A 16,769-nucleotide genomic window follows, 5' to 3' on the forward strand; every position below is an offset into this window, starting at 1 on the left:
ACCAGCCCCCGAGCGCGCCGCCCGGCCCGGACTCCACCGCGGACACGACGTCGGTCCGCTGCCGCCGCCCGGCGCCGCCGGGCGCGATCCGCAGCGCGAACACGTGCATGTGGCCGTCGGCGGTACGCGCCAGCCCGAGCCCGGGCGCGAGCACGCCGCCCCCGGGGCCGGGGAACACCTCGGGCCGCCGCCATGTGCCGCTGCCCGGCGCCGACTCGCGCCACCGGGCGATCCCGCCGTCGAGCACCGCCCACGCGGTCAGCCGCCCGTCGGGTTCGGCCGCGAGCCACGGCCCGGCCGCCGGATAGCGGTAGGTCGTGCTGCGCGGCCACGGCCCGTCCATGGCCCGCCCGCCGATCTTGCGGTCGCCGCAACCGGCTTTGTCCCCGCAGTAGTTCACCCCGTCCGCCCACCCGTACGCGTCCAGCGGACCGCGCTTCGCCGCCAGCGCGCCGGGCCCGAGGTTCGCCGGCCACCGCTCGTTGTAGTAGCCGCGGTACGCGGTCACCGACACGTGCCGCCCGCCGCCGGGCCCGGCGTACTCGCGCAGCGCCTCCCACGCGAAGAGCGCCGCCGCCGTGTGGTCTTGGTGGTCCGAGTGGTCCCCGAAGTCCGCGTGTTGCGGGTGCGCGGCGTCGTGTTCCTGGAGGTCCGGATCCGGGTCGAGCGTGCGCACCACGGTCGGACGCACCGCGCGGAGCAGGTCGACCAGCGACCCGATCAGCCCCGCCCTTGTATAGGAGTACGGTCCGCCGGCGCGGCTGCCGTCCGGCACCAGCGTCACGAGCCGGTCGTGCCGCCCGCTCCAGAGCGTCCGCAACCGCGCCCGCCCCGCGAGGGCCTTCTCCCCTTTACCGGTGTCGAGGAAGACGAGGCGCACGCGCGGCGCCGCGACGAGCGTGTCGAGTTCCGCGACCGCGCCGTCCCGCAGGCGAACGCTCTGCCGGCGCCACGCCGATGCGCGGTCGCCGGTCGCCATCACGGCGTACGCGGCGCGCGCGCCGTTGTTGCGGGCGGCCGCGTAGGCGTTCGTGTCGGGCCGCGCGCCGGGGCCGTTGCGCCCGTCCGACTCGCCCGCCGTCAGATACACCGTGACCGAGCCCGCGCCCGAGGCGATGCCGCGCTCGACGTCCGGGTTCATGAAGTAGAGGTCGTCGTCCTGGTGCGCGACGACCTGTAACGCGGTCCCCGGCACCGCCGCCGCCCCGGCACCGAGTTCCGCGAGCGGCACGACGTCGCGCGCCGGCCGCGTCGGACGCAGGTGCGGGCGCACGACCACGACGGTCGCCGCCGCGACCAACAGCGCGACCAGTACCGTGCCGACGAGGAAGCGCCGGGTGCCGGGAGGCGGGTTCACGGGCACGATTCTCGCCCGCCCGTCGTCCCACATCGCCCATATTCGGGGCGCTTTGCCCCCGCGCCCCTTTCCGCACAGCTCCCGAGGACCCGCCGCGACGGGGCCGTTCCAGTTTTCGAACCGACTGTGGGTCGGGCACCGGGAATAAGTAGCATTGCCGGATGTCTCCCTCCCGTCCCCGCGCCACCAAGGCGGTCATACCCGCGGCCGGTCTCGGCACGCGATTCCTTCCGGCGACCAAGGCCACGCCGAAGGAGATGCTGCCGGTCGTCGACAAGCCCGCCATCCAGTACGTCGTCGAAGAGGCCGTCGCCGCCGGACTGCGCGACGTCCTGATGGTGACCGGCCGCAACAAGCGTGCCCTGGAAGACCACTTCGACCGCGCCCACGAGCTGGAGCTGCTGCTCGCCGAGCGCGGCGACGAGGACCGCCTGGCGCGGGTGCGGGCGTCGAGCGAACTGTGCGCGATGCACTACGTACGCCAGGGCGACCCGCTGGGCCTCGGCCACGCCGTGCTGTGTGCGCGCGCCCACGTCGGCGACAACGCGTTCGCCGTCCTGCTCGGCGACGACCTGATGGACGAGCGCGACCCGTTGCTGTCGCGCATGCTCGACGTCCAGCAGCAGTACGGCGGCAGCGTGGTCGCGCTCATGGAGGTCGACCCCGCGCACATCCACCAGTACGGCTGCGCCGCCGTGAACCTGACCGACGAGGACGACCTGGTCCGCATCGTCGACCTGGTCGAGAAGCCCAAGGCCGAGGAGGCGCCGAGCAACCTCGCCGTCATCGGCCGCTACGTGCTCGCGCCGCAGATCTTCGACGTGCTCGCCGAGACCCGCGCCGACGGCCGCGGCGAGATCCAGCTGACCGACGCGCTGCGCCAGCTCGCCGCGACCGGTTCCGGCGGCCCGGTGCACGGCGTGCTGTTCCGCGGCCGCCGCTACGACACCGGCGACCGCAGCGACTACCTGCGCACCATCGTCAAGCTGGCGTGCGAACGCGACGACCTCGGCCCGGACTTCTCGTCCTGGCTGCTCGAGTACGTGGAGAAGGAGCTGGCCCCGCGCCTGCGCGGCGCCTGACCCGGCCCCGGAAGGCACGAGCCCCGGGCGCGAAGACGACAGAAGGCGGGGCGGACCGAGGAGGTCCGCCCCGCCTTCGTCGTCGTACCGCGAAGCGGCCGCGGCGCCCGGCTCAGTGCCGGCGCTGCCAGCCCTCCCACGCCGAGGACACCATGTCCTCGATGTCGTAGCGCGCCGTCCAGCCCAGCTCGTGCGCGATGCGGTCGGTGCGCCCGACCACGCAGGCCGGGTCGCCGGGCCGCCGGTCGACCACGACGGGCGGCAGGTCGGTGCGGCCGGTGACCCGGGCCACCAGGTCGATCACCTCGCGCACGGAAGTCCCGGTGCCGCGCCCGACGTTGAGGGTCAGCGCGGTCTTCGGGTCGGTCGCCAGGCGGCGCGCCGCGACGACGTGCGCGTCGGCGAGGTCCGCGACGTGGATGTAGTCGCGCACGCAGGTGCCGTCGGGCGTCGCGTAGTCGGCGCCGAACACGCGTGGCGGCTCGTCGGCGGTGAGCCGTTCGAGCACCATGGGGATCAGGTTGAAGACGCCCTCGTCGGCGAGCTCGGGGGCGGCCGCGCCGGCCACGTTGAAGTAGCGCAGCGACGCGTACGCGATCCCGTGCGCCTCCGCGGTGGTGCGGATCAGCCACTCGCCGGCCAGCTTGGTCTGGCCGTACGGGCTGAGCGGCACGCTCGGGTAGTCCTCGTCCACCAGGTCGGTGTCCGGCATGCCGTACACCGCGGCGCTGGAGGAGAACACGAAGCGCGAGACGCCGGCGTCGACGGCGGCGGCCAGCAGTATGCGCAGCCCCTCGACGTTCTGCTCGTAGTAGTAGAGCGGCCGCGCCATCGACTCGCCGACCTGCTTCTTGCCGGCGATGTGCACGATGCCGTCGGGCCGGTGCTCGGCGAGCACGTCGTCGAGCAGCGCGCGGTCGAGGATGGTGCCGACGACCAGCGGGACCTCGTCGGGCACCCGCGACCTGGTGCCGGTCGACAGGTCGTCGAGGACGACCGCCGACTCGCCCGAGGCGAGCATCGCCCGCACCACATGGGCCCCGATGTAGCCGGCTCCGCCGGTGACTAGCCACTTCATCTGAGCGATCCTACGGTTCGGTGCGCCGAACCGCCGAGACCGCCGACTGCGCGCCCACCGATTCGGCGGTGCCGGCGCCGGTTCCCTGGGCCGTCCGTGAGCGGTCGCCGGCGGCTTCCGCGCCCTCGCCAGGGGCGGGTTCGCGCAGGTAGAGCACCAGTCCGGTGGCGGCGACCACGATGGCCAGCGCGGGGCCGACGATCTGGGCGGTGACCGCCCAGAAGACCGCGTCGCCGGGGATGAAGAGCAGTGCGAACATTCCGGCGGTGCCCGCGGTCCACGACCACGTCACCCAGCGGTGCCGGTGCGCCGCCACCAGCGCGGGCTGCAGGACCTGCATGACCATGAGCCCGACGGTGCCGACCGCGAGCGCGGCGAGCGCGGTCCGCGAGACGTCGGCGTCGGCGCCGAAGAACACCCGCAGCACGGTCGGGCCGAGCGCCGCGGACCCGACCACGCCGAGCGCGCCGATGCCGACGAGCACGAGCATGACGGTGGTGACGCGGGAGCGCACGGCCGCCCGGTCGTGCCGCGTGACGCTGTCGACGAGCGACGGCATCAGCATCGACTGCAGCGGGCTGAACAGGAACAGCGGGATGCGGGTGAGCACGAACGCCTGGGCGACCGCGGCGGCCAGCTCCGCGTTGTCGTGCAGGCGCGTGTTGACGATGATGGGCGCGACGTTCGCCATCGTCTGCATGAGCAGCGACGCGCCGAGGAGCTGCAGCAGACCGACGCCGAGCACCTTCAGCGTCGGCACCGGCGGGCGGGCGCCGCCCGTGGGCGCCTCCGCGGGTTCGTCGGCGCCGTCGGTGCCCGGCCGCCAGAGCGCCAGGCAGCCGCCGATCAGCGCGAACGCGCCGCCGAAGGCGAACACCATGCAGTAGAGGACGGCGTTGGAGATCCCGGCCACGCCGAGCGCGGCCAGCGGGGCCAAACGGGTGGCGCCCTCGAGGATCAGCGTGAGCGCGTAGCCGCGGTACTGCCGGCGGCCCGCGAGCACGCCGCGCGCCACGGCCAGCGTGCCGAACGACACGACGCAGACCAGCAGCGACGCGAGCAGCCCCCACGAGCCGTGCAGCGGGCCGGCCACCAGCACGGGGGAGACGGCGCAGACGACGACGCCCGCGACGAGCATGAGCAGCCCGGCCAGCCGGCTCATGTGCCGGATGATCGGGGACTGCTCGAAGCCCCACGCGCGGGCCTCGCTGATCGCCCGGTTGGTCTCCTGCTCGACGGGGATCGCGATGCCCGGGCCGACGATGTTGGCCATCAGGTACAGCGACGCCACCGCGCTCGCGCTCTCGGCGCTGAGCGTGCGGCCCGCCAACGCGAGCAGGTAGTACCCCGCGGCGCCGATCAGGATCAGTCCCACGGCGAGCCGTGTGGACGAATTCAGGAAGCGGCGCATGCCCGAGGACTCACTTCACGAAGGCGGGCCGACGCTCGGCCGAGACGGTTGAGGCGGTGCCGACCGGCCGGAGCCGGTCGGCGTGTTCGTCGTGCGGGTCGGGCGCTGGCCCGACCTACTCGGCGATGTGCTTGCTCGGGCCGAAGGTGTGCCGGGAGAGGTTCCGGACGCCTTCCTTGTGCTTGCTCTTCGCCGCGGCGGGCAGCCGGGTGAGGGCGTGCAGGCGGGACGAGACGTGGTGCCGCGCGGCCCGGCCGGCACGGCTCCAGCCGAGCGCGTCGACCTCGTCGGCGATCTGCACGAAGTAGTTGCGCTCCTCGATGAACCGGGTGCCGGCCATCGCGCGCCACGACGAGTCGCTCGCCGCGTGACGGCGGTACTGGAAGCACACCGTCTCGTCGATGACCATGTCCTCGCCGCGCATGATGAGGTCCATCACGAGCGCGAGGTCCTGCACGACGTCGAGGCCCTCCCGGAAGCCGACCTCCTTGATGGCGTCGGTACGCCACGCGAGCGACGGGAAGTACAGCCAGTTGCCGCGCAGCAGGCTGAGCGCGAGGTCCTCGCCGCCCATGACGCGCCGGCCGTGCACCTTCGGCGCGTACAGGCGCCGCTTGGTGGAGTCGATCAGGTTCTTCGACGGCTTGTCCTCACCGTCGATGACCTGGACGCCCGGCTGGATCATGCCGACCGTCGGGAACGCGTTGTACGCGGCCTTCACCGCCGCGACGTACTTCGGCAGCATGAGGTCGTCGGCGCCCATGATGACCGTCAGGTCGTACTCGGCCATGCCGACGCACTTCTGGTAGTTCCGGTTCGCACCGAGGTTGGTCTCGTTGCGGAAGTACCGGATCCGCTTGTCCTGGAGGGACTCGAACCAACCCGGGATGCTCTCGTCGGGGTAGCCGTCGTCAACGACAGTCAGCCGCCAGTCGGGGTCGGTCTGCGCGATGATGCTTCGCACGGTGGCCTGCATCAGGCCAACGTCCCCGTAGTACGGCAGCATGATGTCGATGGTCGGCATGGTGCGCGACGCCTTTCTGGAGTCACCGGTCCGCGACGAACGCATCCCGGGGTCGGGGTTCAGCCGGACAGCTCAGTCGGACAACGGGGTGCCGTCGGTGAAGTACGGCGCGATCTTGTTGTCGTACATGCTGAGCGCGGACCCGATGGCCATGTGCATGTCGAGGTACTGGTACGTGCCGAGCCGGCCGCCGAAGAGCACCCCGCGGGTCACCGTCTCGCGCTTCGCGAGTTCACGGTACTTGACCAGCTTCTCCCTGTCTTCGGGAGTGTTGATGGGGTAGTACGGCTCGTCGCCTTCCTCGGCGAAGCGGGAGTACTCGCGCACGACGACCGTCTTGTCCTCGGGGTAGTCGCGCTCGGGGTGGAAGTGCCGGAACTCGTGGATCCGGGTGTACGGGACCTTCTCGTCCGCGTAGTTCATCACCGAGGTGCCCTGGAAGTCGCCGACCGGGAGGACTTCCTGCTCGAAGTCGAGCGTGCGCCAGCCCAGTTCGCCTTCGGCGAAGTCGAAGTAGCGGTCCAGGGGGCCGGTGTAGACGACCGGGACGCCCTCGGGCAGCTCGCTGCGGACCTCGAAGTAGTCGACGTTCAGGTGGACGTCGATGTTCGGGTGGTCCGCCATGCGCTCCAGCCAGGCGGCGTAGCCGTCGACCGGGAGGCCCTCATAGGTGTCGTTGAAGTACCGGTTGTCGAAGTTGTACCGCACCGGCAGACGGGTGATCGTCTCGGCGGGCAGCTGCTTCGGGTCGGTTTGCCACTGCTTGGCGGTGTACCCGCGGAAGAACGCCTCGTACAGCGGGCGGCCGACCAGCGAGATCGCCTTCTCCTCGAAGTTCGCGGCGTCCGCGCCGGAGATCTCCGCGGCCTGCGTCGCGACCAGCTCGCGGGCCTCGTCGGGGCTCATCGCGCGGCCGAAGAACTCGCAGATGGTCGCGAGGTTGACCGGCATGGGGTAGACGCGGCCCTCGAATATCGAGAAAACCCGGTGCTGATATCCCGTGAATGCGGTGAACTTGTTGACGTACTCCCACACTCGGCGGTTCGAGGTGTGGAAGAGGTGCGCACCGTAGCGGTGCACCTCGATGCCGGTCTCCGGCTCCGCCTCGGAATGCGCGTTTCCACCGAGATGGTCCCGGCGTTCCAGGATGAGTACCTTTTTGTCCAGTTCGCTGGCGGTACGCTCCGCGACGGTCAGCCCGAAGAAGCCGGACCCCACCACGATCAGGTCATAGTCGGTGAAGTTCACCGCTTGAGAATACCGTCTCCGGGGCGACGCGAGCCTGCGCAGGGATGACGGCCGGGCGAGCGGTGGCTGAACGGTGACAAAGGTGTTGCCGGGCGGTAGCCGGGCCGCGACCGCCCGCCGTGTGCGGATTCCCACGGTGTGCGACCATGTCGGCATGACGCTTGAACGGTGCGTCGGTCGGTCGTCCGGCGCCCGGGGCATGCCCTTGACGACGTCGGCTCGGAACCGAAACTATCGTGCCGCAAGTGTCGGCGTGGCCTTCGTGTTCGTGGTTTCCGTGAACCACGGCTGTCGCGTCCGCCCTGGACGCCGGGTTGTGAATGATCCGGACTTCCCGGGGGGATCTGTCCACCTTGTCCCCAGGTTTGGTTCCGTCCCTCCCGAGCATTCGGTAAAGGCGGACCACGGAACCTCCCACCCCGCGGGGCGCGCGGGGCGACGGGGACAGCCAGCGGCCCGGGCACAGGTCCCAGGGTCTGAGCCCCTGATATCGAGTATGTGATGAGACTCACTGTCCTGACCGCCATCACTGGCGTTCTCGTGTTGGCCGTCATTTTCGAGCTGCTGCGCCGTCGTCAGCTGCGCGAGAAATACGCCGTCCTGTGGATGGCCGTCGGCGTGCTGGTGCTGCCGCTCGCCTTCTTCCCGCACGCGCTGGACGATCTCGCGAGCAAGGTCGGCGTCGCGACCGGTATCAGCCTTCTGCTGTTCTCCGGTTTCGTGTTCCTGCTGCTCGTGTGCGTCCACCTCAGCTGGGAGTCGAGCCGGCTCGAGGAGGAGACGCGCACGCTTGCGGAAGAGGTCGCCCTGATACGCACCGAGCTCGCGAAGCGCGAAGAGCGGGAACCCAGCCATGATTAACGGAAAGCGCGTCCTCGTCATCGTCCCGGCGTGGGAAGAGTCGGAGTCGATAGACGCGACCGTCCGCGAGATCCGCGACGTCCTCCCCGAGGTGGACGTGCTGGTCGTCGACGACGGCTCCATGGACAACACTTCGGAGATAGCCCGCAACGCCGGTGCGATCGTCACCCGTCTGCCGTACAACCTCGGCGTCGGCGGCGCGATGCGCCTGGGCTACCTCTACGCGAAGCAGCACGGCTACGACGTGGCCGTCCAGATCGACGCGGACGGCCAGCACGACCCCCGTTACCTCCCCAAGCTCGTGGACCGGCTCGACGAGTCCGCGCTGGTGATCGGCGCGCGTTTCGCGGGTGAGGGCGACTACAAGGTCCGCGGGCCGCGCAAGTGGTCGATGGTGATGCTGTCGTTCGTGCTGTCGCGTCTCGCGAAGCGCAAGCTGACCGACACGACCTCGGGCTTCCGCGCGTGCAACCGCGACCTGATCGAGCTGTTCGCCGGCTGGTACCCGGTGGAGTACCTCGGCGACACGGTCGAGACCACGGTCCGCGTCATCCGTCTGGGCTACAAGATCGAGCAGGTTCCGGTCGCCATGCGCCCGCGTGCGGGCGGCACGCCGAGCCAGTCGCCGGTCAAGGCGATGATCTACCTGGGCCGGGCCTTCATCACGCTTCTGCTGGCGCTCAACCGCCGGTGACCGCCGCACAGGGCGGGTGCGCACACCGCGCGCCCGCCCTGTGCGCTGTCCGGGCGCTGTCAGGAGCGTGTGGGCGCCGCGTGCCGCGGCGCCGAACGTGCCGGTAGGTACGCTTTCGTGGCAGTTTTCGGCATTCCCGGCGGGCGCTCGCGGCGCCCGCCACCCCGGGAGAAGGGCTGTTTGGTGGCGGTACCCGACAACGCGCCGTCCCGGCGCCAGGTGCTGGCGGCGCTCGCGGCGGTACCGCTGGCCGGCGCGCTCGCGTCCGGCTGCTCCGACGACGGCGGTGGCGGCGACCCGCCGTTCACCGTCCCCTCGCCCGACCCCGCGCGGTCGGCCGACAAGGTGCTCAACGTCGTCGCCCACCACGACGACGACCTGCTGTTCATCAGCCCGCAGCTGGTGCGCGACCTCCAGTCGGGCGCGCACGTGCGGTCCTTGTACTTCAACGCCTCGGACTACGAGGACTACCCGAAGTACATGAAGGACCGCGAGGAGGGCATCCGGCAGGCGTACGCGATGGCGATCGGCGCCGACCCGGCCGGGTGGCGCCCGCAGCCGTACACCGCCGCCGGAGTCCAGGCGACGCTGTGGACGCTCGGCGACCGGCTGTCGGTCCTGGAGACGCGCATCCCGGACGGCTTCCGCAAGACCCCGCCCGGCGCCAAGCGGCTGTGGTACCTCTACGCCGAGAACATGCCGATCCAGACCCGGCCCGGCGACACCTTCCCCGAGCAGACCGTCGACCGCACCTCGCTGGTGGCGTTCCTGCGCGCGGTCGTCGAGGAGTTCCGCCCCGGCGTCGTCAACACCCTCGACCCGGTCGCCGACCTGCACGGCAAGCCCGACGTCGAGGCGGGCTTCCACCAGGACCACATCGCGGTGTCGCGCCTGGTGATGCTGGCGACCGAACGGTGGGCCGGCGCGCCGAACGTCGTCTACCACCGCGACTACACGATCGACAGCGAGAAGGACAACCTGACGAAGGAGCAGGCCGCGGCCAAGCGCGCGCTGTTCCACAAGTACACCGAGCACGACCCGGACGCCGCCAAGAACAAGGCGTACGACCCGTGGCTCAAGCGCATGTACCTGTCCGACGCGGCGTGGTGGGGCGACCTGGTCATCCCCATGCCCGCGCCGGTCGACGGCTGGGCCCGGCCGGTCCCGGTCATCGGCCGCACCTACCGGGTCGTGAACCGCGGCACCGGGCAGGAGCTCGTGCTGCCGGCCGGCGGCGCGGCGGCCACCCGCGCGCCCGGCGCGGACGGCCCCGACAACCGCTTCGAGCTGCGCGCCATGCGCCGCGGCTGGGCGCTCGCCGCGGGGGGCGCGGGCGGCACCGCGTGCCTGGAGGTCGCCGAGGCGGACGAGAAGGCGGGCGGCCCGGTGAAGCAGAACACCTGTGCGGTCGAGCCCTATCAGGCGATGCGGCTGCACGGCGCGGCGGACAGCGGCTACCTCGTCGTGCCCGCGCGCACCGACCTTGCGCTGACCGCGGGAGGCCCGGGCGGCGCGGTCACGCTGCAACCGCGCGGCGACGCCGCGGCACAGCGCTGGGACTTCCAACCAGTGGGCTGACCTGCGGTGGACGCCGCCCCGCGAAGGCGGGCGGCGCAGGGGCGCGCGATAGGATTCCGCGGGATCCCGCAGGGTTCCGCATCGGCCGCACCTCGCGCGGGGCGGCCGGAAAGCCGGTGAGCGCCGGCGCGGCCGCCCGGCGGCGGGCGCCCCCTCGGCGGACGACCACCCCTCGGACCCGAAGCGATCGAGGAGCACGTGACGATTTCCCAGACCCCCGCGTCCGCCGTCGCCGGCGGCGGCCCGGCACCCGACCGAGCGTCACGCGGCCGGCGGTATCCGCTGCTGGCCGGGGCGCTCGCCGCCGCGTGGCTGGTTCCGTTCCTCGCGTACCTCGCCGGTGTCGCGGTCATCGTGCCCGTGCTCGTCCTGGCGGGTACCGCGTCCCTGCTGCGCAGCGGCCGCACGGTGCTCGACCGGCTGATGATCGCGCTGGCCCTGCTGTTCGGCGTGACGTGCGTCGGAGGCCTGCTCTTCTCGGTGTGGCCGTGGGGCATCCACCCGGTGGCGATCGGCGGTCTCGGGCTGACCGTCCTGGTGGCGATCTCCGGATTCACCGGGCGGCGCCCGGAGGTCCCGGGCCTCGGCTCGCTGTCCGACCTGTGGGTGGTGGGCGGTGCCGCGGGCTTCGCGGCGGCGATGGCGTGGCCCTTCCTGGTCCGCTCGTTCAGCGGGAAGTTCGCGCTGATCGTGTCCGGCGAGGACCTGGCCCGGCACTTCTTCCTCTACGACACGATCCGCACGCACGGCGGCTTCCCGTGGATGGACAAGGCCGGGACCGCGACCGAGGTCAAGATCAACCTGGTCGCGTATCCGCAGGGCGCGCACATGAACATGGCCGTGCTGGACAACTTCGTGCGCTCCAGCACGGCGGACGGTTCGACGACGACGGCGCTCCACCACTTCATGTGGTTCTACGTCGCCGCCGTGGTCTTCCTGTGCCTGGCGCTGCTGTGGGCGATCCGCTGGGTGGCCGGTCCGACCGTGCTGGTGTGGCGCTGGCTCCCGGTCGCCGTCGCGGTCGTGGGCCTGCTGTTCTGGGGCGACGGGACCGCGATGTTCCTGCGCGGCTTCATGAGCGAGTTCGTCGGACTCGGCCTGCTCGCGATGACGATGGCGGTGCTGGTCCGGCCGCTGTCCCGGCATCGTGAGCAACTGCTGGTGCTGGCCGCGCTGCTGACGGCCGTGTCGTTCACCTACTACCTGTTCCTGCCGGTGTGCGGCCTGATGGCGCTGGTCTGGATGATCACGCGCCGCGCGACGCTGCTGACCACGCCGGTGTGGACCGGCGTGCTCGCCGTCCTCACCGTCGTGCTGACCGCGGTCACGCCGGTGGTCAACTACCTGAACGGCTACGGCTCCGCGGAGGAGCTCAACTCCACCGGCGGCATCAGCCCCGTGAACCGGCACCTGCTGTTCCTCCTGCTGCTGGTCGCCGGACTCGGGTTCCTGTCGCGTTCCGCGTGGCGGAACCCGGTGCGGCGTAACGCCGGGGTGTGGCTCGCACTCTGCTCGGTCGGCGCGTTCGGCATGTTCGCGTACCAGACGTGGGCGCTGCACAAGACGACCTACTACTACGAGAAGGTGCTGCACCAGCTGATCGTGGTGGCGGTCGTCGCCCTCGCGGCGTCGCCGTTCGTCACCCGTGACTGGTCGCTCTCCGCGAGCGCGCAGCGCCGCCGCCCGGTGATGAACATCTGGACGGCCGGGGCGCTGTCCGCCTCCCTGTTCGCGGCGCTGCTGCTGACCGCCGGCCCGGACCGGCCGGTGTTCCGCAAGCCGCCGGGCGAGCTGAGCTGGGGTGCGGCGTACCTCAAGGGCAAGATGCTGCACAAGGACCCGGCCGACGTCATCCTCGCGGGCATCAAGGCACGCAAGGCGGCGCACGCCGACAACCGCGCCAACATGATCCAGGTGAGCCGCAACCCCGAGGGCGCGAAGTGGCAGTCGAACTACTTCGGCAACCAGTGGACCGGCGCGCTGAGCCGCAACTACGGCGCCTCGTGGCCGTCGTGGCCGAGCATGGGCGCCGAGGCGGAGCCGAAGGACCTGCGTGACCTGATCATCGGGTACGGCAAACCGCTGCGTGTGCTGACCGACGACCCCGTCACGTTCGCCACCGTGCAGAAGCTCCGCCAGGAGCGCCCGGACCTGAACCTGGAGCTGTACTTCAGCGCGGTCGGGACCTGCACGTACGACTTCAAGCCGGTCGCGGCCGGGGTGTTCACGCCGCCGCAGGCCGCGGAAGCGGCGCGCTGCTGAACGCGTCCGACCCCGTAACGCCGAACGCCCCGTCCCCGCCGAGCAGGCGGGGACGGGGCGTTCGCCGTAAGGCGGCGGGGCTCAGCGGTGCACGAGCTGGAACACGTGCTCCCAGCGGGCCAGCACGGCGTCCGGCGAGAACCGCTCGGCGTCCTTGCGGGCCCGGGCGCCGAGTGTGGCGCGCAGCTCCGGGTCGCCGAGCAGCCGGTCGAGCTGGTCGGCGAACTGCCGGGTGTTGCCGGTGACGGCGAGCAGGCCGTCGGTGCCGTCCCGGATGATCTCGCGGACCCCCGGGGCGCAGTCGAACGCGACGCACGGCAGCCCGCACGCCATGGCCTCCAGGAGCGACAGCGGGAAGCCCTCGGCACGGGACGCCAGCGCGAACACCGAGGCCTTCTTGAGCGCGCCCTCGATGTCGGAGGTCTGCCCCGCAAAGTCGACGCTTCCGGCGATCCCGAGCGTCTCGGCCTGCGCGCGCAGCGCGGCCTCCTCGTCGCCCGTGCCGTGGAGGCGCAGCGTCCAGTCGGGGTGCTTGGGCGCGACGTCGGCCCACGCCTCCAGGAGAAGGTCGTAGCCCTTCTCGTAGGAGAGCCGGCCGAGGCTGACGACGGTCTTCTCGGTGCCGTCGGCGGGTTCGTCGACGACGAGCGGCAGGGGGTTGGGCATGTAGCCGACGTTGGTCATGTGGTCGACCGCCCACGCGTCGGCGTCCTCGTGGGTCAGCAGCAGCAGCCGGTCGGCGCGCGAGTAGTAGCGCTTCACGCGGCCGTAGCGGCTGGAGGCCCGGGAGGCCTCGTACGACTCGTGGGACATCGCGACGACCGGAAGCCCGGCGGTGTCGGCGAGCGCGACCCACTCCATCGCCCACACCTGCGCGACGATGATCACCGCGTCGGACGGCGCCGCGCGGAACACCTCCGACAACTGGTCGGCGGCCGCGCGCATCCCCGTGTCGCGCCGGTGCTGGCGGATCCGCGCCTTGACGTTGGCGTGCTGCCACGGCCGCCGAGGCCGCCACCCGGGCGGCGGGTGCTCGGTGTACAGCGTGCGCGTGCGGTACGGAACGTCGCGGTAGCCGGCGCGCGTGGTGGCCGGCGTGATGCCGATGAGCTCCACGCGGTGCCCGGACGCGACGAACAGCCGCGCGATGTGGTCGGCCCACCGGGTCAGTCCGCCGAGCTCGTCGACGCTGTTGCAGACGATGAAGATGTCCCGTGCGTGCGTCGTCTTCACCGCGCGCCTCCCGTCGTGCCCTTGCCGCCGAAGAACCGCTCCACGACCGCCCTGGCCGCGGTGCCGGTGTCGTACTCGCCGAACCTCTTCACGAACGCGCCGCGCGCGTCGGCGTACTCGGAGCGGCTCGCGTCGAAGCCGCGCAGCGCCGCGAACAGCCCCTCCTCGTCCTCGACGAACGGGCCCGGCGCGTGCTCGCGCAGGTCGAAGTACGCGCCGCGCTCCTGCCGCGTGTAGGCGTCGAAGTCGTAGGCGTAGAAGAACATCGGCCGGTCGAGCAGCGCGTAGTCGAACATGACCGACGAATAGTCGGTGACCAGTCCGTCGGCGAGCAGCAGCAGCTGCGTGATGTCGTGGATGTTCGACACGTTGCGCACGAAGTCCGCGGCCCCCGGCGGGACGGTGAACTCGTTGAGGTAGTGCGTGCGCACCAGCAGCACCCACTCGGAGCCGAACTCGCGGCCGAACCGGTCGAGGTCGAACGGCATCTCGAAGTCCGCGACGTCGGCCCCGTCCTGACGGAACGTCGGGGCGTACAGCAGCACGCGGCGGCCGTCGGCCAGCCCGAGCCGGGTGCGCAGCGCGGCGAGCTGCTCGGCGAGCGCCGCGCCGCCGTCGACCAGCGCGTCGTTGCGCGGGTAGCCGACCGGCAGTACCTCGGCGCGCAGGTTGAACGCGCGCACCAGGGTGTCCACGTCGTGCCGCGACCGCACCACGAAGTAGTCGAACCGGTCGAGCATGCGGCGCGTGGCGGCGCGCTGCGCCTGCGTGCGCCGCTTCTCGGCGGGCTGGTCGTCGCCCATCTGCTTGAGCGCGGAGCCGTGCCACGTCTGGATGTACGTGGTCTCGGGGCGCTTGAGGACGTCGCGCGGGAAGCCCTGGTTGTCGATCCAGAACTCGGCCTGCGCGAGCGCGCGGTAGTACTCCCACGAGCCGCGCTTGACGAGCTTGGCGTCCTTCGGGAAGCCGTCGGGCTTGCCGCTGTACGACCAGATCGCCTCGAACTTCACGCCGGCGCGGCGCATTTCCTCGTAGATGTACTTCGGGCTGTCGCTGTACTGCTTGCCCATGTGGCTCTCGAAGACCACCGTGCCCTGGCGGACCGGCAGCTTCATGAAGACGTTCGCGTAGACCTTGGCCTTGCTCTTGGGCCCGGTGAGCTTGTGCGCGAGGCCACGCGCGGCGACCGCGCGGCGCACCGTGGCCTCGCCGCGCGGCGAGTGCACGAAGTCGTGCACGAACTCGTGCGTGCGGCGGGCGGCGGCGGACTCCTGGTCGAGCCAGATCTCCAGCTCGCCGCGCGGCCCGCCGACCGCCTGGAACCGGTCGGCGGAGATCGGGCCGGTGAGCGGCAGGACGGGCACGCGCACCCCGTCCAGCGACACGTCGCCCATGGTCAGTCCGGTGACGACCTTCTGGTCGCCGACCTTGAGCCGCAGCCGGACGTCCCACACCTTGTCGACGACGCCGACGGGGTGGACGCGTCGGCCCAGCTCGACGCCGGCCTCCCACTCGACGGCCTCGCCGGTGTGCCGCAGCACGTCGACCGGCACCTCGACGCCGCGCCCGCGCAGCAGCCCGCGGCGCGGCCGGATCTCCAGCACCGCGGACAGCTTGGCGTCCCGGGGGATGCGCCCGAGCGTGTTGACGACGCTGCCGCCGAACACGATGCGCTCGCCCTCGACACCCAGCTTGGTCAGCCGGTTGCCCGGCCACAGCTTGGGCAACGTCCGGGTCTGGAAGCCCAGTTCGGTCACGTCGAGCAGTTCACGTCCGCGCTCGGTGTCGAGGTGTTCGGCGCACCAGTAGACGCGGTCGCCCTCGACGTGCAGCGGAACGGTCACCTTGTGGACCGGCACCGCCGGGACCCGGTCGACGTTCATGAGGCTGTCCGCGGCGGGCAGCAGGTTGTCCCAGTCGTGCCGCGCGGTCAGCAGCGCGCACACAGCGCGCATGCGCCCGGCGGCCTCGTACGCCTCGGGCTCCAGCTGCTCGAGGTACGCCCCGACGGCGTCCGCGAACCGCTCCCGGTAGTCGGTGTCGCGGTGCGGCAGGTCGCGCAGGTGCAGCACGAGGTCGTGCTTGAGGAACTTGATGTCCTTGCGGACCTTGAGCTCGTGGCTGCCGTACCGGGCGAAGACCGCGTCGATCCGCCGGTGGATCTCCATGCGGTCGAGCAGGTTGCCGATCTCGTGGCGCCGGTTGGTGACCGACGGGCGGTCGGTGCGGGTCGCGACGTTCCAGTAGTAGACGATGTTCGGGATGATCGCGATGCGCTCGGCGGCCAGCCACGCCTCCGCCGCGAACAGCAGGTCCTCGTAGAAGACGCCGGTCGGGTAGCGCAGCTCCTTGCCGAGCAGGAAGTCGCGGCGGTAGCACTTGTTGGTCGACAGGGTGTCCCAGACCACCAGGTCGGGCTCCTCGAGGACGGAGTCGAGGACGCGGCTGGTCTCGTACAGCCACGGGTGCCACTCGGTGATCTTGTTGCGCTTGTCGACGTGCACACGGACGACACGCGCCGACACCAGGTCGGCGCCGGTCTCCTCGGCGGCGTCCAGCATGCTCATGCAGGCGTGCCGGTCGAGCCGGTCGTCGCTGTCCAGGAACATCAGGTAGCGGCCGCGCGCGGCCTCGATGCCGGCGTTCCGCGGTCCGCCGCCGCTGCCGCTGTTCTCCGGCAGCTGGAGCGCGCGCACCCGGCCCGGGTGCGCCTCGGCGAGCCGGCGCGCCACGGCGTACGAGTCGTCCGGACTGTGGTCGTCGACGATCAGCACCTCGACGCTGTCGAGGGTCTGGTCGAGGACCGAACGCACCGCGGTCGGGAGACGCTCCGCGTCGTTGTAGACGACGACCACCACCGTGACATCGGGTGTGGCCTCGCCGGCCGAAGGCCCGGACACCGCTCGCTACCTCCCAAGGATGAAGGTCAGGGGAACGGCCC

The 16,769-nt window shown here is 71.5% G+C and carries 12 protein-coding genes; 5 read left to right on the forward strand and 7 right to left on the reverse strand.

The features are described 5' to 3' along the window. The coding region (locus QI554_RS36795; protein ID WP_281476656.1) for a PIG-L family deacetylase at positions 1-1,357 on the reverse strand (1,357 nt) is incomplete at its 3' end. 161 nt (positions 1,358-1,518) lie between these two features. Here QI554_RS36795 and galU point away from each other — a divergent pair. After that, positions 1,519-2,439 (forward strand): UTP--glucose-1-phosphate uridylyltransferase GalU, encoded by a 921-nt coding sequence (gene galU, locus QI554_RS36800; RefSeq protein ID WP_281476658.1) that lies wholly within the window; start codon positions 1,519-1,521, stop codon positions 2,437-2,439. A 112-nt stretch (positions 2,440-2,551) separates the two neighbouring features. On the opposite strand, the gene galE is transcribed toward galU, so the two are convergent. The 4 genes from galE to glf all read right to left on the reverse strand — a co-directional run bounded on the left by galE (position 2,552) and on the right by glf (position 7,200). Then, the gene (gene galE, locus QI554_RS36805; RefSeq protein WP_281476660.1) at positions 2,552-3,517 is read right to left on the reverse strand and encodes a UDP-glucose 4-epimerase GalE; all 966 of its coding nucleotides are present in this window, start codon (positions 3,515-3,517) and stop codon (positions 2,552-2,554) included. A 10-nt stretch (positions 3,518-3,527) separates the two neighbouring features. Further along, positions 3,528-4,928, reverse strand: coding sequence for a lipopolysaccharide biosynthesis protein (locus QI554_RS36810; protein ID WP_281476662.1), 1,401 nt, complete (start codon positions 4,926-4,928; stop codon positions 3,528-3,530). 115 nt (positions 4,929-5,043) lie between these two features. Further along, positions 5,044-5,952: a glycosyltransferase family 2 protein gene (locus tag QI554_RS36815; protein WP_281476664.1), complete on the reverse strand. Its 909-nt coding sequence runs from the start codon at positions 5,950-5,952 to the stop codon at positions 5,044-5,046. A gap of 72 nt (positions 5,953-6,024) precedes the next feature. After that, entirely contained in the window at positions 6,025-7,200 is a 1,176-nt protein-coding gene (gene glf, locus QI554_RS36820; protein WP_281476678.1) for a UDP-galactopyranose mutase, read from the reverse strand. A 501-nt stretch (positions 7,201-7,701) separates the two neighbouring features. On the opposite strand from glf, the gene QI554_RS36825 reads away from it, so the two are divergent. The 4 genes from QI554_RS36825 to QI554_RS36840 all read left to right on the forward strand — a co-directional run bounded on the left by QI554_RS36825 (position 7,702) and on the right by QI554_RS36840 (position 12,595). Beyond that, positions 7,702-8,061 carry a DUF2304 domain-containing protein gene (locus tag QI554_RS36825; protein WP_281476679.1) on the forward strand — a complete coding sequence of 120 codons (360 nt, stop codon included), beginning with the start codon at positions 7,702-7,704 and terminating at the stop codon, positions 8,059-8,061. Further along, entirely contained in the window at positions 8,054-8,755 is a 702-nt protein-coding gene (locus QI554_RS36830; protein ID WP_281476681.1) for a glycosyltransferase family 2 protein, read from the forward strand. Before QI554_RS36825 ends, QI554_RS36830 begins: the two co-directional genes overlap by 8 nt. A 183-nt stretch (positions 8,756-8,938) precedes the next feature. Further along, complete coding sequence (locus tag QI554_RS36835) at positions 8,939-10,333, forward strand: PIG-L family deacetylase (protein WP_281476682.1); 1,395 nt, start codon at positions 8,939-8,941, stop codon at positions 10,331-10,333. Between the two features lie 198 nt (positions 10,334-10,531). Then, complete coding sequence (locus QI554_RS36840) at positions 10,532-12,595, forward strand: hypothetical protein (protein ID WP_281476684.1); 2,064 nt, start codon at positions 10,532-10,534, stop codon at positions 12,593-12,595. Positions 12,596-12,676: 81 nt separating this feature from the next. Here the strand turns inward: QI554_RS36840 and QI554_RS36845 are convergent, their stop codons facing one another. Then, positions 12,677-13,828: a glycosyltransferase family 4 protein gene (locus QI554_RS36845; protein WP_281476685.1), complete on the reverse strand. Its 1,152-nt coding sequence runs from the start codon at positions 13,826-13,828 to the stop codon at positions 12,677-12,679. Beyond that, on the reverse strand, positions 13,825-16,728 hold the full coding sequence (locus QI554_RS36850) for a bifunctional glycosyltransferase/CDP-glycerol:glycerophosphate glycerophosphotransferase (protein ID WP_281476686.1): 2,904 nt from the start codon (positions 16,726-16,728) through the stop codon (positions 13,825-13,827). The genes QI554_RS36845 and QI554_RS36850 overlap by 4 nt, the downstream gene beginning before the upstream one ends. Positions 16,729-16,769: the final 41 nt, after the last annotated feature.

This window comes from Yinghuangia seranimata (assembly GCF_029953285.1).
Classification (GTDB): Bacteria; Actinomycetota; Actinomycetes; order Streptomycetales; family Streptomycetaceae; genus Yinghuangia; species Yinghuangia seranimata.